Source organism: Paenibacillus sp. BAC0078 (assembly GCF_054483875.1).
The window spans coordinates 410,893-432,734 of record NZ_JBTLRW010000001.1 but is presented as its reverse complement, the minus strand read 5'-3'; the positions used below and the strand labels follow the sequence as shown (position 1 = coordinate 432,734).

The window sequence follows — 21,842 nt, the reverse complement described above, 5'->3', positions numbered from 1 at the left end:
TTTCTTCTTGAAAATGTAGCAATTATGCGTTCATTTCCAATTTTCGCAATCCGTAATCCGCTCAGGATGCGTATATACGTTGCAGGAGTCTTGACGGATGAAACCCACGGCAGTGATGCCCAGCTGCTCAGCCAGTTCAATGGCAAGGCCTGTGGGGGCGGATTTGGACAAAATAATCTCACAGCCGATTTTGGCCGCCTTGAGCAGAATTTCCGAGGAGATGCGGCCGCTGAAAACGATGATTTTATTCCCGGCGTCAATTCCCGCTCTGAGACAGTGGCCGTAAATTTTGTCGAGCGCATTATGGCGTCCAATATCGCTGCGGGCCAGCAGAACACCTTCGGCATCGCACAGTGCGGCACAGTGTACGCCTCCCGTCCGGTGGAACAATTCCGCTCCGTCCAGCACCTCATCCATCAGATGAAAACAATCGTCAAAGGACAGCGTGATATGAACCGCGGATTTCACTTTTGCCGTTCGGACATCGTTAACAAAAACAAAGCCGTGGCGGCTCGCCCCGCAGCAGGAAGTGACATAACGTTTGCCGAATAACTGGCGGTGGAGAGGGTTCCAGTGTTCAATGGCTACATGCACAAATCCCTCTTCTTCCTGTGTCCACAGATTCTGAATATCCTGCGTCCCGCTGATCATACCTTCAGAGGCCAGATAGCCCACAACCATATCCTCGATAAATTCCGGCGTACACACCAGTGTGACGAATTCCTCCCCGTTGATTTTGACCGTTACCGGCTGCTCAGTCACAATCGCATCTTCTTCCCGGCTGAGCCGCCCCCGGCGGTAGCGAATAATGCTTCCATGCTGCTCCGAGTGTTGTTCCATCATCATCATCCTTAATATATAGAATTTTATTATATAAAAATGACTTTAAATGTTAAAAATTTCTATTTACCCTCACTTACTTCACCACTTTTCCAAAAGTCTGTCAATTTTATTTTTCACATTTATTCATGGCTTGTTCTGGGGGATCAGGCGTAATATTCCGTTCACCCTGAGTTCAAACTAATAAGGTAGAATAGGTAGATATAGGATGGGGAAATTTCAAAGGTTGGGGTGAACTGGCATGGCGGTAGTTATGGTGGTGGATGATGAGTCGCATATCCGCGAGCTGGTGCGGCTTTTTCTGGAAGATGAGGGTATGGAAATTATTGAACAGGACAATGGTGCTGCGGGCTGGGCGTATTTTGAGAGTCATCCTGTTGACCTGTTGATTATTGATATCATGATGCCGGGAATGGACGGATGGGAGCTGTGCCGGAAGGTGAGGGAGGCGGGAGATAAGCCGGTGCTGATGATTACAGCCAAAGGAGAGCCTGCCGATAAAATCAAAGGCTTCCGACTGGGTACGGACGATTATCTGGTAAAGCCGTTTGATCCGATGGAAATGGTGCTGCGTGTCAAAGCTCTGCTGAAGCGTTATGGCATTTCTACTTCGCAGCTAATCAAGCTCGGGGCCATTACACTCGATAAAAAGAGCTATCAGGTTCATTACAGCGACTCCGGCCAGTCGGCTGTGCTCCCGCTGAAGGAATTTGAGCTGCTGTACAAGCTGGCCAGCTACCCGGGACAGATTTTCACCCGTGATATGCTGATCCGTGAAATCTGGGGATATGAATACGATGGGGATGAACGCACCGTAGATACGCATATCAAGCGGCTGCGGGAGCGGTTCCAGAGCTACGGCGAGGATTTTCGAATTGTAACCTTGCGCGGGATGGGCTACCGGCTGGAGGTGCTCCGTGATTAAATCCCTGTATGTCCGTGTGGTGTTTACTTTTTTGGGCGCAGTTATTGTCAGTCTTGTCATCGCCTCGTTGCTGATCAACCGTATCTTCATTGGAGAGATCAAAGCTGCTGTGCAGGAGAATATGATTGACAGCGGCAAAACCATTATCACAGCTTACCAGGAGGCCAATGGCGCCAATGTGGACTCCTTGATGAAAGGGATCACCTCGCTGCCGCTGTATTCTGTCCGCATGTATGACAGTGAGGGAAGGGAAATATATTCCAGTGGTGTGGCTCCGGCGAAGCAGAAGGAGAGGGATGCAGAGCAATTAAAGAGCGTGCTGCTCGGAGGGGTGTACCGGAGTGGAATAAATGAGAACCATTTGAGCGTCGGATTGCCGTTTACCGTTGAAGGTTCACCAAGAGCCTTGTTCATTACGCCTGAGATCTCCAGGATTCTCAGCATGATGAGCGGATTTCTCAGGACCCAGCTTTTGTTCGTTCTCGGTCTGGGGAGTGTGCTTATCCTGATCGCGGCCCGTTATATTGTGCGACCGCTCCAGCTTCTGACCCGGGCGACCCGCAGGATGGCCAAAGGTGATTTCAATGTAAGCCTGCCTACCAAACGCAGCGATGAGATCGGTGAATTAACCCGAAGCTTCAATGTCATGGCCCGTGAGCTGGGCGAGCTTGAGGCAATCCGCAAGCAGTTCGTCTCCGATGTCTCTCATGAAATTCAGTCTCCGCTGACGTCAATCAAAGGCTTCACCCAGGCCTTGAAGCATAAGCAGCTGGATGAGGCCAGCCGGATGCGGCTGCTGGATATCATTGAGGAGGAGAGCGACCGGCTCTCCCGCCTGAGCGGAGATTTGCTGCAATTGTCACTGCTGGAGTACGAGCATTTTCAACTGGAGCCTGTAGAGTTCTCGCTGGATGAGCAGCTCCGAAAGGCCGTCATTGCCCTGGAGCCGCAGTGGTCTGCCAGAGGGATCAGCATGGAGCTTGAGCTTGAGCCTGTAGTCATCGTTGCCGATGAAGACAAGTTCAGCCAGGTCTGGAGCAATCTGCTCAGCAACAGCATCAAATTCACCGGGCCAGGCGGTACGGTTGGTATATCGGCAACCCAGAAGGGGAATGAGGTGCTGGTCAAGGTGACAGATAACGGCATCGGCATGCCCGTGGAGGAGCTGCAGCATATTTTCAAGCCCTTCTATAAGCTGGATAAAGCTCGGGAACGCAAAGCTGGCGGCAGCGGAATCGGACTCTCCATTGTCAAAAGAATCGCCGATTTGCATCATGCCCGGATTGAAGTCGACAGCGAGCCGGGAGCGGGAACGACCATTTCTCTGTGGCTGCCTCTAGTCTACGCTAAGCCTGAATTGTAATCCCCAGTACACACTGGGTACAAATTCGGGTTTTATACTGGGGAGCACATAGAGGAGGGAGAAACCTATGAGTTTCCTAAGTAAAATAAGTTTGAAAAATTCTGTGGCGGTCATGATTCTGTTCGTGCTCATCCTGGGCTACGGCGCATTCTCTGCCACGCAAATTAAACAGCAGACCTTTCCCGACATTGAATTCCCGGCCATATTCATTCAAGCCGTCAGTCCGGGAACCTCAACCGAAGAGATGGAGACGGAAATTACAGGGCCGATTGAAGACAGCCTGAAAAGCATCGCAGGTTACGATTCGTTCACCAGCTCGTCCTCCGAGAATGCTGCGAGCATCTCGATCCAGTTTCCGTTCGGCTCGGATATGGATAAGCAGTCGGCCGATATTGAAACCATGCTGGCAAAGCTGAATCTGCCGGACAATGCGAATGTTACCGTTCACCGGCTATCTGCTGGGGCGGCGCCTATCTATGAGGCGGCGGTATTCTCCGCGAGCGATGACTCTGCTAAGCTGACCCGCAAGCTGCAGGATGAAATCGTGCCGGCAGTGCAGAAGCTGGCGGGTGTCAGCTCCGTCACCTTGAAGGGCGCACCTTCCCATGAGCTGCAGATCGTGGTGGACAAAGAGAAGGCGGGCAGCCTGGGAATCTCCTTGAGCAGCATCCAAAGCGCTTTGCAGGGCATGAATTATGCGCTCCCGCTTGGATCGGTCAACGAAAATGAGATCACCGTTCCGATTCGTCTCTCCGGTTCGGCGGCAACGCTGCAGCAGATCAAGGATTTACCGCTTAGTCCGGCAGCGGGGGCGGGTATCGCTTCAGGCGGAGCTAATGCATCCGCAGCGGGCTTGCCGGGAATGGGTGCGTCAGCAGGCGGTGCTGCGAAGAACGCAGGAGCTGCAGCTATGCAGCAGAATACGCCTGCTGCCGTCCAAGCTGTCAAACTCTCGGATCTGGCGACGGTTACTGAGGTGTCCGAAGTTAAAGAGATTACCCGCTTTAATGGTGAAGCAAGCTATGTGCTTTCTGTGGTTAAGAATCAGGATGCCAACACGGCCGATGTAACCGATTCTGTCCAGAGTCTGCTGGATTCCTACAGCAAGGATGTGGAAATCCATGTGATTACGAACCAGGGCGAGGATATCAAAGAATCTGTGTCCTCACTGATTCGTGAAGGGCTGTATGGCGCACTGTTCTGCATCATTATCATTTTCCTGTTCCTGCGCAATGTGCGTGCTACACTTATTTCTATTCTGTCTCTGCCTATTTCCATCTTTGCTACAATGGCGGTAATGAATCAACTTGGTTATACGCTGAATATCATGACCTTGGGCGGGATTGCCGTCTCCATCGGGCGGATCGTGGATGACAGTATCGTCGTCATTGAGAATATATTCAGATGGCGTCAGGAGAAAGGCAGCACGTTAAAAGGCAAGGAGCTCGTCTACAAAGCGACCAAGGAGGTAATCAGCCCGGTATTCTCCTCGACGGTGGCTACGGTGGTTGTGTTTGCGCCTTTGGCTTTTGTCAGCGGGATTATCGGCGAGTTTTTCCGTCCGTTCTCCCTGGCCGTTGTAATCTCTATTACAACCAGCCTGCTTGTAGCAGTTATGCTGATTCCTGTGCTGGGAGCTTCATTTTTCAAGAACGTCAAAGAGCATAAGAGAGAGAGCCGCTTAGCGGGATTTTATCGGAAATTCATTGTGTCCGCTTTGAAGCGGAAATGGCTTGTCTTAAGTCTCTCTATTGTGCTGCTGGCGGGTTCGCTTAGTACCATCCCGCTGCTGGGCGTAGCTTTTCTTCCGGCAGATTCAGTACCAACGGCATCCATACAGCTTGGGCTTCCGGCTGGCAGCAGCATGGAGCAGAGCAATAAGGCCAGCATCGAAGCGGAGAAATATATTCAGACACTTGACGATGTGAAGAATGTTCAGGTTTCCATTGGCGGCTCATCAGGCAATCCGCTTATGTCTATGGGAAGCACCGCTAACCGGGCGACCGTTGCCGTCCAATTCGAAGATGGAACAGATATGAACCAAGTCGTCGATAAAGCGAAAGCCGAATTGCCTAAGCTGGTGTCGGCAAGCGTTGCCGGAACAACTGTGGATGTCAAAGAAGGCCAGCAGCAGGGCCTGCCATCCGGCAACAACATTGATGTAAGCCTGTATTCGAACAATGTAGAGGATCTGTCTAAGGCCTCCAAGCAGGTAGAAGCCCTGATGAAGCAGAACAGCGATCTGAAGGACATCACCAACAATATGAATGAGGTGACTCCGAAATGGGAGCTGACGCTGAACCAGCAGGGAAAAGACGCCAAGGTTAGTCCGTATGCTATAATGCAGGCGGTGACAGAGCAGCTCAAGCCGGTGAATGCCGGCACGTTCATGCTCGACAATGTAGAACAATCGGTTGTGTTGTCGTACCGCCAGCAAATTACGTCTCTCGACGAGCTGAAGCAAATTAAGATTGTCACTGCGGCAGGAATCAAAAATCTCAGCGAAGTGGCAGATGTTAACGTACAGGAAGCGTTAAGCACGGTGAATCACAGCGACGGAAAGACCTTTGCCCAGGTCAGCGGAACGGTTAAAGGCGAAGACACCGCTGCCGTTACCAACACCGTCAAGGCAGATATTGCCGCTCTGACTCTTCCAGACAGTGTGGAGCTGAGCTATGGCGGGGGGCTTAAGATGATCACCGAGGGCTTCACCAATCTTGGTATTGCTATGGCCGTTGCAGTTGGCCTGGTATTTCTGGTGATGAGTATTACTTTCGGTGGAGTGGTTACGCCGCTGATTATCTTGTCTTCTCTGGTATTTATTCCGGTCGGGGCGCTGGGCGCCTTGTTAATTACCGGGCAAGCCTTATCCATGAGCGCAATGATTGGTATGCTGATGCTGGTGGGCATCGTCGTTACCAATGCTGTTGTGCTGCTGGACCGGGTGGAGAAGAACCGGAAGGCCGGACAGCCTGTCCGTGAGGCTATTGTCGAAGCCAGCTCAACGCGTCTCAGACCAATCCTCATGACTGCACTCGCCACAATGCTTGCCCTGCTGCCGTTGGCCTTGTCCGGTTCGTCCACAAGTCTGATCTCCGGCGGGTTGGCAGTTACAGTTATCGGCGGATTATTCAGCTCTACCCTGTTGACCCTGATCGTCGTGCCGGTCATTTATGAAATGGTCTGGAAAAACCGTAAAACAAAAGAGGTTGAGAATTTCTAAGAAAGGACGCTGAGGCAGGTGCGTATAGCATGATTGCAGAATGGAAAGACCGGATTTACAGCATGCTGCCATTCTCTGCTTCATTAACCGATACGATCATCGGGCAAATTCCCTGGCATCAAGTGAATACGATGGCCGAACTGGGTGCAGGCACAGGCAAGCTGACTAAGCACATCCAGGCTGCCAAACCGGATCATACCCAAGTGCTGCTGTTTGAGAAAAATCCGCTCAGAAGGAACAAGCTGAGAGCGAGCTACCCCGGATTCCTCTTTTTTCCTGACAGCCTGCGCCTTAAGCTGGCCTTGCACAACAGCAGCATGAAGAGACTGGATTGCATTGTGAGCGGTCTTCCGTTTGCCAGCTATACCCGGGTGATGCAGGTCCGGCTGATGGAGCAGATTGCAGCTTCGCTCCGGGATGGCGGGATATTTATCGCTTACCGCTATCCCCCCCGGCTGACATGGCTGATCCGTCAGGTCTTTCATCTGGAGCAGATCAAATTTGTTCCATTTCATTGTCCGCCTTCTTTCGTATATATTTGCCGGAAGAAGGCGGCGGCCCTTGGACCGAAGAGCGGTCTGCCCAGTTTCGCCGGGCATTCGCTAGACTTTTGAATCAAGAAATTGAAACAGCGACAGTAAAGGACGAATAAAGTCCTAACTGTCGCTGTTTTCATTCAACTATTGTGTCACGATAGTTCAATCTTCAACCGTTAATATGGAGTATTTTTCAAAAAATAGCACATCATCTATTGCCTTCCCACTAAAATCCTGCATGTAGTGGTACTGGGCAATCAGGCTTTCTTTAAAGTGCACGAATAATGTAGTTTGTAAGAATTCAATCGGTGTATCAAAACGACAATTAATGACCAGTGCAATTCGTTCATTTATTAGCTTTATAGAGGAGATATCTTCATTTCTGAACACTTCAAAATAATCTTCAGGGTCATCTCCCTTCCAAGTATTTATCCAGTTCCAAAAACCTCTTTTTGCTTCCTCAAACGGTTTCTTCTCATCTATAAATTTTCTCAATTCACTCGTATCCAATTCACTCGCTCCTTTGGCACACAAATAAATCTGCTAATATTTCGCCCAGGTGTTCTCCCTGCCCTTTAGAGCAACTACGGCAGCTGTATCTGTCCTGCTGCTGTCGTTCTATGGTTAGCTATTGTACCCGTTAGCTCTATGCTTTCGAGTAGTAAATTCTTGCTAAGTTTCGTAATTGTCGAAAACGCGAAGTAACTTATAGTTTAATTTATCAAATTCTTTCATGAGATCTACGTCATTTCTAGAATATTTACTTTGTACATAGAACCTGCTGCAGGTATAAAAAAGGGACCATACTAATTCTTTAGAAACCATTTCTTCTGTATGAATCGTTTCCTTGTAGGCATCCAATGTTGTATGAAGATGTTGAATCAAGTCGTGATCAATCAAAGCATACCCATTCCCGCCTCCGTTCCCCCTTAACTTCACAGAAAGGTCTATACATATTTCCTTTAGCTCCTTCTCCAAGTTAGGTTCCACATGATCCCTCCATTCTCAAATTAATACTTATGTCTATCTTACCATTGACTGGAACTATCCTGCCCGTTAACTTAATAAGGCATCTTTGACAATAGCCGCTCTCTGGTCTGCCGGACAAGATCAGGGATTCCCTGGCGCTGCACTCTGTTGTACTATATATAAGTAGCTCCGGCATATAGAAGAGGTGACAGCCAGCATGATCAGCTTATTGAATATATTGAAGAAAGAAATTGTACCGGCAGAGGGTTGCACGGAACCGATCGCCGTCGCTTACGCCGTCTCCCTGGCGGCAGAGCTCCTTCAGGAAGAGATCACAGCGATCCATCTGCTGCTTAGCGGAAATATTATCAAGAACGCAATGGGGGTGGGTATTCCCGGTACAGGACAGACCGGTCTGCCCATTGCAGCTGCCTTGGGGGCGGTGGTTGGCCGCTCCCACAAGGAGCTGGAAATCTTGTCCGGCCTGTCGCCAGAAGAGATTGAGCAGGCGAATGCGCTGCTTGAACGCAAGCTGCTGGAGGTGGAGCTGAAGGATACAGCGGAGAAGCTGTATATTGAGGCCCGTGTATCCAGTCGAAACCACACAGCCACAGCGATTATAGCCGGTGAACACACCCGCGTGGAGTTCCTGGCCATTGACAGAAAGAGAATTAATCCTCCGAAGGTCAAAGCCGATTGCGCTAAGCCCGGACACTCGGAATCCGATGCCTATGCGTGCTCTGTTGAGGCGATCTTCGAGTTCATTAGTACAACGCCATTCACGGATCTGAGCTTCTTGCTTGAAGGGGCCAGAATGAATAAGGCGATTTCCGATGAGGGATTGCGGGGGAATTATGGCCTGCAGGTGGGCAAAAAAATGAGCCAGCAATCGGCGGTCAATCTGTTCGGTAACAATGTTGCGAATACCATTATCGCGGCAACTGCCGCAGCCTCCGATGCCCGGATGGATGGAAGCGCAATGCCGGTCATGACGACGGCGGGCAGCGGAAACCAGGGTATTGCCTGCACATTGCCGGTTATTGCGCTGGCAGAGCTGCTGAAGAAAGACGAGGAAGCTCTGGCCCGCGCTCTGGCGCTAAGCAATCTGGTCACCGTGCACATCAAGCATTATATAGGCCGTTTATCGCCTTTATGCGGCTCCGGCATTGCCGGCGGAGTAGGGGCAAATAGTGGGATGATTTATCTCATGGGCGGCACTCTGGAGCAGATCAAGCATGGCATTCAAAATACGATTGCCTCCCTGTCGGGCATGATCTGCGACGGCGCCAAATCAACCTGCGCGCTGAAAATCTCCACCTCCACCAATGCGGCGATTCAGGCGGCTACGCTGGCGATGAACAATCTGTCGCCGTCAACCAAAGATGGAGTTATCTTCGATGAAGTTGAAGACACCATCCGCAATATGGAGCGGCTGGTCCAGGAAGGACTGGCTGAGACGGATACCGCTATACTGAACATCATGCTGTCCAAAGGCGGCATTTTGTAATAGCATCAATATGAAGAAGACCGTCGGTTCCCATGTATAATATGGGGATCGGGCGGTCTTCTTTTTGGGGGCTCATACCTAATCTATTGCACTTTATACAGCAGACAGCCACTAAATCCACCAAAAAACAGGATCTGTTGCATTCTTTACAGCAGATTTTCCGCAAAAGGCCCATTGAACCCCGAATCCCTAAAGTCTATTGTACAAAATACAGCAGAATGCGATTCAGCACAGCATACGGAGCATTCCATTGCAGAAAGTGCAATCATTTGTGAAGATTACGCTTAATACAATACCTCAATGTTCTCTTCAGCGAGCCGTTTCAGCCAGATATCCGCAGGCTTGCGGTCCGTGATCAGCACATCAACTCTCCCCAGATCCGCCAGCTTCGTGAAGGCTGTTTTGTCAAATTTGGTATGATCCACAAGCAGGACAACCTTCTCCGCCTGGCGAAGCATATATTTCTTCAGCTCGCATTCCGGCTCGTTGGAATCGGTGACTCCCCGCTCCAGATCAATGCCTTTGCAGCTTATGACGGCTGTATCCACATTATAGCGTTGAATGGTATCGTGAGCGACAGGCCCGACCAGGGACAGTGAACGATGGCGCAGTGAACCGCCGGAGGAAATGATATTCATCCCGGAACTCGCGAATTCATGCAGAATGTTAATCGAATTCGTAATTACCGTCAGATTGTGCTTACTCTCCAGCAGCTTCAGAAATTCAAATGAGGTCGAGCTGGGGTCCACCATCAGAGTATCCCCGTCATTAATAAGATTAAGCGCCTTAAGCGCAATATTGCGTTTCATATCGGTATTGATGGCGCCCCGCGTCACAAACGGCAGATCCTCGTTGGTATGCCTGTTGAGCATGGCCCCGCCATAGGTGCGGCTCAGGATGCCGTCCTTCTCCAGCTTCTCCAAATCCCTGCGGATCGTTTCCTCGGTTACCTCGAACATCCGGCTTAGATCGGAGACGAGCACCCGTTTGTCCTGGTGTACGAGATCAATAATTTTCTTGCGTCTTTCGGCTGCCAGCATGTTAATCACCTTTCCAGAAGCTATATTGCTTAACTATAGACCTGAATATCTGTGTTTTGCAATAAAATAAACAATAATCACAACTAATTTTATTGTTTTTTTCGCGAAACAGACACTAAACAAATAAAAACAACACAATTAATATTTTATTTGTTGACAACAAAGATTTATGAGGATACGATGAGGATGTTAATTCATCCTTGAAAGCGATACCTTTTCGAGAGGCGCCAGAACCGGCCGGTTGTGATTCCAAAGAGGCCAGCCTGAGGTGCCGCAGCCGGGAAATGCAGCTTTAAGCCTGCAGAGGAGCATTAACATGGCGTTGTCATAACAACAAATTGCCTGGGAGGCTGGTCAATCAATGAGTACTCATGTCTATTATGTACCGTCCATCAACATTATGGGAAAAGGCTGTCTGAAGGATATTGCTCCTTATATTCAGGAACTGAATTTGAAGAAAGCGCTTGTGGTCACAGACAAATTTCTGATCAAGAGCGGTATTGCCGGCAAGCTGCTGGCCGTACTGGATGAGGCGGGCATCGCTTATGTTGTGTATGATGAAGTGAAGCCGAACCCCACCTGTAAAAATGTCCATGACGGCGTGGAATTCCTGAATGCGAATGCATGCGACTATCTGATCTCTATCGGCGGCGGCTCGCCGCAGGATACGGCCAAGGCCATCGGCATTATCGCCACAAACGGCGGTCATATCAAGGAATATGAGGGTGTGCACAAATCCAAAAACAAATCTCTGCCGATCATCGCCGTCAATACAACCGCAGGCACCTCAGCAGAAGTGACGATCAACTATGTGATTACAGATGAGGAACGCAAGGTAAAAATGGTAATGGTCGATAAAAACAGCCTGGCAACCATTTCGGTGAATGATCCCGAGCTGATGGTCGATAAACCGGCTGCACTTACCGCAGCTACAGGAATGGATGCCCTAACCCATGCCATCGAAGCCCTGGTGACGCCGGGGGCCTATCCGGTAACGGATGCAACGGCGCTCGCTGCGGTGGAGCTGATCTTCGGGAACCTGGCACGGACGGTGAAGAACGGCCATGATATTGAAGCCCGGGAGCAAATGGTCTATGCCATCTTCCTCGGCGGCCTGGCCTTCAATAATGCCGGACTCGGCTACGTGCATGCGATGGCGCATCAGCTTGGCGGGGTATATGATCTGCCACACGGCGTATGCAATGCGATGCTGCTGCCGTATGTGGAAGAAGAGAACGCCAAGCATGTGCCGGAGAAATTCAGAAGCATTGCCAAGGCCATCGGCTTGCAGATCGAAGGCAAGAGCGACAAGGAATGCGCCGATTTTGTCATTGAATCAATTAAGGCGCTGTCCAAGGAAGTTGGCATTCCGTCCAAATTATCCGAGCTTGGCGTGAACGAGGTCGATCTTGACCTGCTCGCGGAGAACTCGATGAAGGACGCTTGTGCGCCTGGCAATCCTTTTATTCCTACTAAGGAAGAGGTTATCGCCTTGTTCCGCAAAATTCTTTAGAACAACCTTAAGCTAAGGAGAACTTCTATGAACAAACATATCGCTGTCGATATCGGCGCCTCCAGCGGGCGGCTTGTTATCGGGACTCTCTCGGACGGGAAGCTTGCCCTTGAGGAAATACACCGGTTCAGCAACGGGTTCACCGAGCGTGATGGCTCGTGCTTCTGGGACATTGATTATTTGTTCAAGCAGATTATCGTTGGCCTTCAGACAGCCAAAGCCCGGGGCATCTCCGAATGCACTCTCGGCATCGATACGTGGGCGGTGGATTATGTCCTTCTGGATGCTGACGGGAACCGTATTCAGGAGGTGTACGCCTACCGTGACAGCCGGACAGACGGCGTGATGGAGGAAATGGCGCAATTGATTTCTCCTGCTGCGGTTTATGCCAAGACAGGTATCCAGCAATTAACCTTCAATACGTTATACCAGCTCTATGCCCATGACCGGGAAGAGCTGGCCAGAGCGGATCAAATTCTGCTGGTACCCGATTATCTCTACTATAGATTAAGCGGCCGGAAGATCAACGAGACCACCAACGCCTCGACCACGCAGCTATTGAATTTGCAGACAGGCGAGTTCGATGAGGATCTGCTCTCCCTGCTTCATTTGCGAAGAGAGCAGTTCGCAGCGCTGACCGCACCGGGCGCGAGCCTGGGTCCCATCCTCGAATCCCTGGTCAAGCAATATGATCTGCCTCAGTGCGAGCTGATTTGTGCCGCTACGCATGACACGGCCTCTGCAGTGCTTGGTGTGCCGCTGCAGAGCGGCCGTTCCCCGGCTTATATCAGCAGCGGCACATGGTCATTGCTTGGCGTAGAGCTGAGCCAGCCGGTCAACAACCCGCAGGCGATGGCAGCCAATTACACCAACGAATGGGGCGCCTACGGCACTTACCGGTTCCTGAAAAATATTATGGGACTGTGGCTCATCCAGGAGGTACGCAGACTGGACGGCGGGCATCACAGCTTCGCCGAGCTGGCCCGCTTGGCCGGGGAGGCCGAAGGCTTCCGCAGCCTGATTCCGTGTAATGCGCCGCGTTTTCTCAACCCGGAGAACATGATTGATGAAATCCGAGCAGCCTGCGCGGAGAGCGGAGAGCCTGTTCCGCAAAGCCTTGGCGAGCTGGCCCGCTGTATTTTTGACAGCCTGGCCTTATCCTACCGCAGCTATCTCCAGGAGCTTGAAGCACTCACGGGAACGGCGGTGGACGTGCTGCAGATTGTCGGCGGTGGAGCGAGCAATGAGCTGCTGTGCCAACTGGCGGCCGATGTAACCGGCCGAGAGGTGCTGGCCGGACCGACTGAATCGACGGCGCTTGGCAACCTTGCCGTTCAGTTGATTCAATCGGGCCGTGTTGCCGGCATCGCTGAGGCGAGAGCGATCATCGGGAACTCCTTCCCGATAGTCGCCTATACACCGCGTCCCGTTCCGCAGCTGGAGGAACTGCTGGCCCGCTGGGATGCGCTCCATACCCCGGATCCTGCAGGTGGCAGCTTATAGGAACGTTCGGGCGCTGGGGCGAAGGCAGTCTTTAAGGCTATACCCGGAACATTGAAATAAGCTTGCTTGAATACATCTGATCAACAGGCACGGAATGCTGCTGCTGCGAGAATAATGAGCCGCAGTGCGGCGCGGAGTGGAATTTGTCCAACTAATTCGCTGAAATCCGCGCTGCGGAGGGGGGGAGTGGGATTTTGTCCACTTAAATCAGCACAATTCAGGCTGAGCAGGCTAATCCCCCCCGATTAGTTCTACTTTTTCCCACTAAAGATAGTTTGCGAGGTGGAAAACCTCAATTAGATGTACTTTTTCCACCTCTGGATAGCTGAACTAGAGAAATTCAGGAGTTTTGCACGAAGTAAACCAGTGGAGCAGATGCTCACAAAACTAAGCGTATGCTTTCGAAGTGAGTTTTGTACGAAGATAAATCAAGGAGCAGATGCTCACAAAACTAAGCGTATGCTTTCGAAGTGAGTTTTGTACGAAGATAAATCAAGGAGCAGATGCTCACAAAACTTTTAGGAGGTTGCAGCATGGATCAGAGCATCATTGACAGCTACAATGCAGCAAAAAAATTATATGCCGCCCACGGCATCAACGTGGATGAAGTGCTTGGTAAGCTGGCAGAGATCAAAATTTCACTACACTGCTGGCAGGGAGATGACGTCAAAGGGTTTCTTTTCAAGGACAAAGAACTAAGCGGAGGAATCGCTGTAACCGGCAGCTATCCGGGACGTGCCGGAACACCGGAGGAGCTGCGCCAGGATTTGGAAAAGGCGCTTGCGCTGATTCCGGGCAAACACAAGGTCAATCTGCATGCCATTTATGCCGATACGGACGAGAAAGTGGATCTGGATGAACTGGAGCCGCGTCACTTTGCACCGTGGGTTGAATGGGCGAAGGCTGAGGGGCTGGGCCTCGATTTCAATCCGACCTGCTTCTCCCATCCCAAAGCCGCTGACGGCTTCACCTTGAGTCATGCGGATGAAGAAATCCGCAGCTTCTGGATCAAGCACTGCAAGGCCTCGCGCCGTATTGCCGAGTATTTCGGCCGCGAGCTGGGCCAGCCCTGTGTGACGAATTTCTGGGTGCCGGACGGGTACAAGGATACTCCTGTGGACCGACTGGCGCCGCGCATGCGGTTGAAGGAATCGCTTGATGAAGTATTCAGCGAGGAGATCAACCCGCAGTACAATATCGACGCCGTGGAGAGCAAGCTGTTCGGGATTGGCTCGGAGAGCTATGTTGTTGGCTCGCACGAGTTCTACATGGGCTATGGACTGACCCGGGGCAAAGCGATTTGCCTGGATGCCGGACACTTCCATCCGACAGAGGTAATCTCGAACAAGCTGTCCTCGATCTTGATGTTCAGCGAGCAACTGCTCCTGCATGTCAGCAGACCTGTCCGCTGGGACAGCGATCACGTGGTCACGATGGACGATGAGCTGCTGGAGATTGCCCGTGAGCTGGTTCGCGGAGATTTGCTGGGACGCACGAATATCGGCCTGGACTTTTTTGACGGAAGTATCAATCACATCGCCGCTTGGGTGATCGGTACGCGCAATACCATCAAGGCACTGCTGCGCGCTATGCTGGAGCCGGTAGCCGAGCTGAAAGCAATTGAACTTGCGGGAGACTACACTTCACGTCTTGCTCTGGTAGAGGAGTTCAAGTCCTATCCGTTCGGCGCGGTCTGGGATTACTACTGTGCTTCGCAGAATACGCCGGTGCGTGAAGAGTGGCTGGCTGAAGTGAAGAGCTATGAGCAGGAAGTGCTGTCTGCAAGATAAGGGCAACCAGGAACGAACACACATTAAGCGGTGCATATAAAGGAGAGAAAACCTATGAGTACATCCGTCATTGAATCCAAAGGCTACATTGCGGGCGTGGAAGCGCCTTTCATCCAGGAGATGTCCGAGATTACCCATCACATGTGGTCGCTCGGGTGGGATGAGATAAACGGCGGTAACATCAGCTATTTGCTGGATGAGGAGGAGGTCGCGAAATATATCAATATCCGTGAGCCTTTGCGGACCATTAACCTCACTTTTCCTGTGCAGGAGCTGGCGGGCAAATACTTTATCGTTACAGGGTCGGGCAAATATTTCCGCAATGTGATCAAAGATCCTGAAGCCAACCTGGGTGTGCTGCGTGTCAGCGGCAACGGCGACAGCGTGGAGGTCCTGTGGGGGCTGCGTAATGGAGCGGTGCCAACGAGTGAGCTGGCTTCGCATTTTATGAGCCATATTGAGCGGCTGAAGGTTGATCCGTCGCACCGCATCGTGCTTCACACGCATGCTACGAATGTTATCGCCATGACCTTCACCCATGATCTGGATGAGCTGAAATTCACCAAAACCCTGTGGGAAATGTGCACCGAATGTCTGGTTGTTTTCCCGGACGGGGTCGGCGTGATCCCTTGGATCGTTCCCGGCAGCAGTGAAATCGGGCGGGCTACCGCTGATAAAATGAAGGATTACCGTGTGGTGGTCTGGCCGCAGCATGGGATATTTGTTACCGGCGCGACGATGGACGCAACCTTCGGACTCGTGGAAACGATTGAAAAAGCAGCGATTGTCTACAATCTGATCGGCGGCAGAGAAATCAGGCAGAAGATTACGGACCAGCAGCTGGCTGATCTGGCTGCGGCTTTCCGCGTAACGCCAAAAGCAGGCATTCTTAATTTAAAATAATCATACCGGCGCAGGCCGGGCTTTCACCGAATAATAGCCGTCCCGCTTTGGGGCGGCTATTTTCTTTGAATTGACGGATACAGGTCCGACCATAATCTGGAGCCGTTATCTGCCAAATAAATGCTATATAAGTTGAACTTAAAAAAACCATAAAAAGGTAGGAGTGACGGAGGGGAAGTTTGGATACTTACGGAGCGAACGCGTCCGCCTGAGAGCTTTCCGTAGGAAAGCTGGCCGTATGATTAGGCTATGTTTGGATTTCTACCGCGATCAGCGGTTCCAGTCAGAGAAATCCAAACATAACAGCGGCCGGAAGTCCAAACATTCCCCGCAGTTACGGCCAGACCCTAATATGAAAATCTAAAGTTCAGCTTATGTAGCCCCCCCTCCGATTACCCGAACGGCTATTTTATGCTATAATTTCTACTTGAGCATATGAGCATAACCTAACCAGGCTTGCAAAATCTGCAAAGCTTCATTATAAGGACGTGAAACAATGACAATGGGGAATAACTCACCGGACTTAAAATCCGGCAAGGGTGGTTCGAAGGATTACTCCAAATATTTTGATTTTTCTGATGCCAAGGTCATCAGTGAAGAAGAGGGCAAAACTACGTACCGGATTAAAGGCCGGACCGTTCAGATCAATTCGAATCCGGACTACAAAGAGGGTAAACGCAGAGGCAAGCAGGATATCGCGGTAATTGATTTCGAGAATGATGAAACGAATCAGATTATGGAAGAGTTCAGAGAAATGAACCGCCACAAGCAGCATTATTACTCGATAGCGACCTACGGCTGTCAAATGAATGAGCATGATACCGAAACGATGAAGGGTCTCCTGGAGCAAATGGGCTACCTCGGCACAGAGGACCGTAATACAGCGGACATCATTCTGCTGAACACCTGTGCCATTCGTGAGAATGCCGAGGATAAAGTGTTCGGAGAGCTGGGCCATCTCAAAAATCTGAAGCTGGAGAAGCCGGGCCTTTTGCTCGGGGTCTGCGGCTGCATGTCCCAGGAGGAGGGCGTGGTCAACCGGATCATGTCCAAGCACGGTTTTGTCGATATGATCTTTGGTACCCACAATATCCACCGGCTGCCGCAATTGGTTAAGGAAGCATTTTTCAGCAAGGAGCTTGTTGTTGAGGTCTGGTCCAAGGAAGGCGATATTATTGAGAACCTGCCGAAGAAGCGGGAGGGGATGCGCGCCTGGGTCAACATCATGTACGGCTGCGATAAATTCTGTACTTATTGCATCGTGCCGTTCACGCGGGGTAAGGAGCGCAGCCGCCGTCCGGAGGATGTAATCGCCGAGATGCGGGAGCTGGCCCGCCAAGGCTTCAAGGAAGTGACGCTGCTGGGGCAGAATGTGAACGCATACGGCAAGGATTTTACGGATATTGACTATACATTCGGGGATTTGATGGACGACATGCGGAAGATCGATATTCCACGTATTCGCTTCATGACTTCGCATCCCCGCGATTTTGACGATAAATTAATTGAAGTGCTCGGCAAAGGCGGCAATCTCACGGAGCATATCCATTTGCCGGTGCAGTCGGGAAGTACAGCCGTTCTTAAGAAAATGAGCCGCAAATACACCCGCGAATCGTATCTGGAGCTTGTCCGCAAGATTAAAGCCAGCGTACCGGCTGCCGTGCTGACCACCGATATCATTGTCGGCTTCCCTGGTGAAACCGAGGAGCAGTTCGAGGACACACTCTCGCTGGTGCGTGAAGTGGGCTATGACATGGCGTATACGTTCATTTATTCTCCGCGTGAAGGGACGCCTGCCGCCTCGATGGAGGATAATGTGCCTCTGGAGGTCAAGAGTGAGCGGCTGCAGCGGCTGAATGATCTGATCAAGGAGCAGAGCCGGGTCAGCAATGACCGGATGCTCGGGGAGATCGTCGAGGTTCTCGTAGAAGGAGAGAGCAAGAACAATTCAAATGTGCTCTCCGGCCGTTCCCGCGCCAATAAGCTCGTGCATTTCGAAGGATCGAAGGAGCTGATCGGCAGCTTTGTGCAGGTAAGAATTACGGATACGAAGACATGGTACATCAAAGGGGACTGCGTGGCGGAAGCCGCTGCTCTTCTCTAAAGCATAAGGAAAAGGGGAGATGACAATGAGCCAGGATGAACCGCGTGTGAATAAATACGGCATGCAGACCCACAATACCCGTGATTTGATCGTGCGCGAGGATATTATGGGCAAAGCGAAGGAGCTTGCATCACTCATTTCCACCAGCGAAGAGGTGAAGCATTTCCAGCAGGCCGAACAGAAGATACAGAACCACGAACGGGTGCAGAGCCTGATTGCCTCCATCAAGAAGAAGCAGAAGGAAATCGTCGCCTTCGAAAGCTTCAAGAATAAAGAGATGGTCGCCAAAATCGAACGTGAGATTGAAGTGCTGCAGGATGAGATCGACGGAATTCCGCTAGTGAATGAATTTCAGCAGAGCCAGAGCGATATCAACTATCTGCTGCAGCTCGTCATTTCTGTAATCAGAGACACCGTTTCGGAAAAAATCAATGTCGAAGCGGGCACCGAAGCCCCTCCATCGACATGCGGCGATTAATGTAAAGGACTGGGGGGGGGGCGGATGCAAATCCGCCTCTTTCTGGTTCCTTGCGCACCATGCTGGAAGTTCACAGTGTTGATTTTAGAAGAGCAGGTTTGGTACATTAAAAGATACGAACAGCAAATTTATGCTGCGGCAAAGGATGATCTATAGTGAGCGAGAACGGGGAACAAACCTATAACGTCAAAAAGTACCGCACGCCGGATGGGGTTCCGGCCGATATTGTTATGTTTACCTTAACCAAACGCGAACGGAAGACCGTAACCAAAACGCTTCCGCTGCGTGAGCTGAAGGTTATGCTGATCAAACGCAAGAAATGGCCTTGTGCGGGCATGTGGGCACTGCCGGGCGGTTTCTGCCAGGAGGATGAATCCATATATGATGCCGCTACCCGAGAGCTGAAGGAAGAAACGGGTGTGGACGGCGGCCATCTGGAATACCTTGGTGTCTACAGCAAGCCTGGCCGCGATCCGCGCGGGTGGATTATCAGCCATGCTTTTTTCGCATTGGTTGAAGAGTGGATGCTGGAGCATAGACAAGCCTCCGACGACGCAGGAGAGGTCGGCCTGTTTACTGTGCAGGAAGCGCTTGAGGAGCTTGAGCTGGCTTTTGACCATCATGATATTATTACCGACGCCTACCTGCGGATTCAGCAGCAAATGCTGCAGACAACGATTGCCCGGCAGTTTCTGCCAAGGCATTTTACGCTCAGTGAGCTGTATCAGGTAATCCAGACGGTTGTGCCGGAATTTAAGGAGCCTAATTTTATCCGCAAAATCACTTCAACCCGCAGCCGTCAGGGTATATTAAAGGAAGTACGGGACGAAGCGGGCAATCCGGTCAGCTCCAACCAGTATTCCCAGCGTCCGGCGCAGCTCTATATGTTCACAGACCATGAGCCCTTATTATCCATCTATACTTAGATTGGCTCACATAACTCTTAGGAGGTAACGCGATGAGAGCATTGATCGTCATTGATTTTACCAATGATTTTGTGGATGGCAGTCTGCCTGTGGGGCAGCCCGGTATTGATATTGCGCCGCGGGTCAGTGAGCTGACAAAAGCGTTTGTGGGGAGCGGCGACTATGTGGTTATGGCAGTGGATCTGCACGAAGAGAATGATCCGCATCATCCCGAGAGCAGGCTGTTTCCGCCGCATAATCTGCGGGATACCCGCGGGCGTGAGCTTTATGGAAGTCTGAAGGATATTTATGGACAGAACCGCGATTCGATCTATTGGATGGACAAAACACGTTACAGCGCCTTCTGCGGTACCAATCTGGAGCTGAAGCTGCGCGAACGGGGGATTACCGAGCTGCACCTCATTGGAGTCTGCACCGATATATGCGTCCTGCATACGGCTGTGGATGCCTATAATAAGGGATTCAGCATTACCATACATGAGGACGCAGTAGCCAGCTTCAACCCTGGCGGACATTCCTGGGCGCTGGGCCATTTCCGGGGCAGTCTCGGAGCGAGCGTAGTTTCGGGCGAATAGCCGGCGGTTACAGCTTCTTCAGAAGCATCAGCGAAGACATTAGGAGATGACGACTTGAGGAGAGAACTTGCTCTACATACCGACAAATATCAGATTAATATGATGTATGCCCACTGGATGAACGGCAGCCATAAGCGCAAGGCTGTATTTGAAGCCTATATCCGCAAGCTTCCGTTCGGCAACGGCTTTGCCGTATTTGCGGGACTTGAGCGTATTGTCCAGTATATCGGTGGGCTGCGCTTTACCGAAGAGGATGTCCGTTACCTGTCGGAGCAGGAAGAGAATTATGCGCCCGCATTTCTGGAGGAGCTGCTGCAGTTCCATTTCCAGGGCAGCATTCATTCAATGAAGGAGGGGGCGCTGGTTTTTCCGGAAGAGCCGCTGATCCGCGTTGAAGGCACCATTATGGAAGCTCAGCTCGTGGAGACCGCCATCCTGAACTTCATGAACTACCAGACCCTGATCGCCACCAAAGCTTCACGGATCAAGCAGGTGGCCCCGAAGGACATTCTGCTGGAATTCGGCACCCGGCGCGCACAGGAAGCGGATGCGGCAGTGTGGGGCGCCCGTGCGGCTTATGTGGGCGGTTTTCACGCTACCTCCAATATGCTGGCCGGTAAAATGTTCGGCATTCCCACGAAGGGCACACATGCCCATTCCTGGGTGCAGAGCTTTGCGAGCGAGCAGGAGGCCTTTGATGCCTATGCTAAGGTGATGCCGGACGGCGTTACGCTGCTTGTGGACACCTTCGATACGCTGCGCAGCGGCGTGCCCCATGCGATCAATACCGCCAAGATGCTGGAAGCGATGGGCAAACGGATGAACGCCATCCGGCTGGACAGCGGTGACCTTGCTTACCTGTCCATCCAGGCGCGCAAAATGCTGGACGATGCGGGACTTGAGTATGTTAAGATCGTTGCCTCCAATGATCTCGATGAAAATACGATTATGAACCTGAAATCACAGGGTGCGGCTATTGATACGTGGGGGGTAGGCACACAGCTCATAACCGCTTCGGATCAGCCTTCGCTTGGCGGGGTATATAAGCTTGTAGAGATAGAATCCCCTACTGGAGAAATGGTGCCGACGATCAAGATTTCGTCCAACCCCGAGAAGGTATCAACTCCCGGCAAAAAGGATGTATTCCGCATCATCGGTCCCAAAGGCAAGGCGCTGGCTGATTACATCAGCTTCCCCGGAGAGGAAACGCCGCGTAATGGCGCACGCCTGAAGCTGTTCAATCCACTGCATCCGTACATGCAGAAGTATGTGGAGCGGTACGAGGCCCTGTCCATGCTGGAACCGATTTTTGTAAACGGCTTCCAGGTCTACAAGCTGCCTGATCTGGATGATATCCGCCGTTACCACCAGAATCAGCTCGATTTGTTCTGGCCGGAGTATCTGCGCAAGCTGAATCCTGAGGTGTACCGTGTGAATCTCAGTGAGAAGGTATGGAACCGCAAGCAGCAGCTAATCGCTGAGCATATGATGCCCGAAGAGGAATAATCGTTGATCTGAAATATAGCTAATCAGAGGCAAAGGCTGTCCCCGGCATAATTTTTATGCCGAGGGCGGCCTTTTTTTGGCAAAAATTGAGACTGTAAGGTTGTTCAACTTATTGACACTATGAATATGGAATAATATATT

General features: G+C 51.3%; 18 protein-coding genes. 14 read left to right on the top strand and 4 right to left on the bottom strand.

The genetic code is table 11. The features are described from left to right. Positions 1 to 30: 30 nt before the first annotated feature. On the bottom strand, positions 31 to 840 hold the full coding sequence (gene fdhD, locus ACX1DY_RS01950; RefSeq protein ID WP_458962511.1) for a formate dehydrogenase accessory sulfurtransferase FdhD: 810 nt from the start codon (positions 838 to 840) through the stop codon (positions 31 to 33). 241 nt (positions 841 to 1,081) lie between these two features. Between fdhD and ACX1DY_RS01945 the strand changes: the two genes are divergently transcribed. From ACX1DY_RS01945 to ACX1DY_RS01930, 4 genes are all read left to right on the top strand, one after another. Continuing rightward, the gene (locus ACX1DY_RS01945) at positions 1,082 to 1,765 is read left to right on the top strand and encodes a response regulator transcription factor (protein WP_458962510.1); all 684 of its coding nucleotides are present in this window, start codon (positions 1,082 to 1,084) and stop codon (positions 1,763 to 1,765) included. After that, positions 1,758 to 3,128, top strand: a complete 1,371-nt coding sequence (locus ACX1DY_RS01940; protein ID WP_458962509.1) for a sensor histidine kinase — start codon at positions 1,758 to 1,760, stop codon at positions 3,126 to 3,128. Before ACX1DY_RS01945 ends, ACX1DY_RS01940 begins: the two co-directional genes overlap by 8 nt. Positions 3,129 to 3,195: 67 nt before the next feature. Next, a complete protein-coding gene (locus ACX1DY_RS01935) occupies positions 3,196 to 6,351 on the top strand; it encodes an efflux RND transporter permease subunit (protein ID WP_458962508.1) in 3,156 nt (1,051 codons plus the stop codon). Positions 6,352 to 6,380: 29 nt separating this feature from the next. Beyond that, positions 6,381 to 6,965, top strand: a complete 585-nt coding sequence (locus ACX1DY_RS01930; protein WP_458962507.1) for a class I SAM-dependent methyltransferase — start codon at positions 6,381 to 6,383, stop codon at positions 6,963 to 6,965. An 84-nt stretch (positions 6,966 to 7,049) separates the two neighbouring features. Here the strand turns inward: ACX1DY_RS01930 and ACX1DY_RS01925 are convergent, their stop codons facing one another. Both ACX1DY_RS01925 and ACX1DY_RS01920 read right to left on the bottom strand, forming a co-directional pair. Further along, on the bottom strand, positions 7,050 to 7,397 hold the full coding sequence (locus ACX1DY_RS01925; RefSeq protein ID WP_458962506.1) for a hypothetical protein: 348 nt from the start codon (positions 7,395 to 7,397) through the stop codon (positions 7,050 to 7,052). A gap of 162 nt (positions 7,398 to 7,559) precedes the next feature. Continuing rightward, positions 7,560 to 7,877, bottom strand: a complete 318-nt coding sequence (locus ACX1DY_RS01920; RefSeq protein WP_458962505.1) for a hypothetical protein — start codon at positions 7,875 to 7,877, stop codon at positions 7,560 to 7,562. Between the two features lie 196 nt (positions 7,878 to 8,073). Here ACX1DY_RS01920 and ACX1DY_RS01915 point away from each other — a divergent pair, with 196 nt between their 5' ends. Then, positions 8,074 to 9,363, top strand: coding sequence for an L-cysteine desulfidase family protein (locus tag ACX1DY_RS01915; RefSeq protein WP_458962504.1), 1,290 nt, complete (start codon positions 8,074 to 8,076; stop codon positions 9,361 to 9,363). Between the two features lie 284 nt (positions 9,364 to 9,647). On the opposite strand, the gene ACX1DY_RS01910 is transcribed toward ACX1DY_RS01915, so the two are convergent. Then, a complete protein-coding gene (locus ACX1DY_RS01910) occupies positions 9,648 to 10,403 on the bottom strand; it encodes a DeoR/GlpR family DNA-binding transcription regulator (protein ID WP_458962503.1) in 756 nt (251 codons plus the stop codon). A gap of 361 nt (positions 10,404 to 10,764) precedes the next feature. Between ACX1DY_RS01910 and ACX1DY_RS01905 the strand changes: the two genes are divergently transcribed. From ACX1DY_RS01905 to ACX1DY_RS01865, 9 genes are all read left to right on the top strand, one after another. Beyond that, entirely contained in the window at positions 10,765 to 11,916 is a 1,152-nt protein-coding gene (locus ACX1DY_RS01905; RefSeq protein ID WP_458962502.1) for an iron-containing alcohol dehydrogenase, read from the top strand. Positions 11,917 to 11,943: 27 nt separating this feature from the next. Continuing rightward, positions 11,944 to 13,419: a rhamnulokinase gene (rhaB, locus tag ACX1DY_RS01900; RefSeq protein ID WP_458962501.1), complete on the top strand. Its 1,476-nt coding sequence runs from the start codon at positions 11,944 to 11,946 to the stop codon at positions 13,417 to 13,419. A gap of 533 nt (positions 13,420 to 13,952) precedes the next feature. Then, positions 13,953 to 15,209 carry an L-rhamnose isomerase gene (rhaA, locus tag ACX1DY_RS01895; protein WP_458962500.1) on the top strand — a complete coding sequence of 419 codons (1,257 nt, stop codon included), beginning with the start codon at positions 13,953 to 13,955 and terminating at the stop codon, positions 15,207 to 15,209. A gap of 54 nt (positions 15,210 to 15,263) precedes the next feature. Continuing rightward, positions 15,264 to 16,112: a rhamnulose-1-phosphate aldolase gene (rhaD, locus tag ACX1DY_RS01890; protein ID WP_458962499.1), complete on the top strand. Its 849-nt coding sequence runs from the start codon at positions 15,264 to 15,266 to the stop codon at positions 16,110 to 16,112. Between the two features lie 496 nt (positions 16,113 to 16,608). After that, the gene (gene miaB, locus ACX1DY_RS01885) at positions 16,609 to 18,216 is read left to right on the top strand and encodes a tRNA (N6-isopentenyl adenosine(37)-C2)-methylthiotransferase MiaB (RefSeq protein WP_458962498.1); all 1,608 of its coding nucleotides are present in this window, start codon (positions 16,609 to 16,611) and stop codon (positions 18,214 to 18,216) included. A gap of 25 nt (positions 18,217 to 18,241) precedes the next feature. Beyond that, positions 18,242 to 18,694 carry a RicAFT regulatory complex protein RicA family protein gene (locus ACX1DY_RS01880; protein ID WP_458962497.1) on the top strand — a complete coding sequence of 151 codons (453 nt, stop codon included), beginning with the start codon at positions 18,242 to 18,244 and terminating at the stop codon, positions 18,692 to 18,694. Between the two features lie 155 nt (positions 18,695 to 18,849). Beyond that, complete coding sequence (locus tag ACX1DY_RS01875; RefSeq protein WP_458962496.1) at positions 18,850 to 19,620, top strand: NUDIX domain-containing protein; 771 nt, start codon at positions 18,850 to 18,852, stop codon at positions 19,618 to 19,620. A gap of 32 nt (positions 19,621 to 19,652) precedes the next feature. Next, on the top strand, positions 19,653 to 20,195 hold the full coding sequence (locus tag ACX1DY_RS01870) for a cysteine hydrolase family protein (protein WP_458962495.1): 543 nt from the start codon (positions 19,653 to 19,655) through the stop codon (positions 20,193 to 20,195). Between the two features lie 54 nt (positions 20,196 to 20,249). Further along, entirely contained in the window at positions 20,250 to 21,701 is a 1,452-nt protein-coding gene (locus ACX1DY_RS01865; protein ID WP_458962494.1) for a nicotinate phosphoribosyltransferase, read from the top strand. The last annotated feature ends 141 nt before the right edge of the window (positions 21,702 to 21,842 follow it).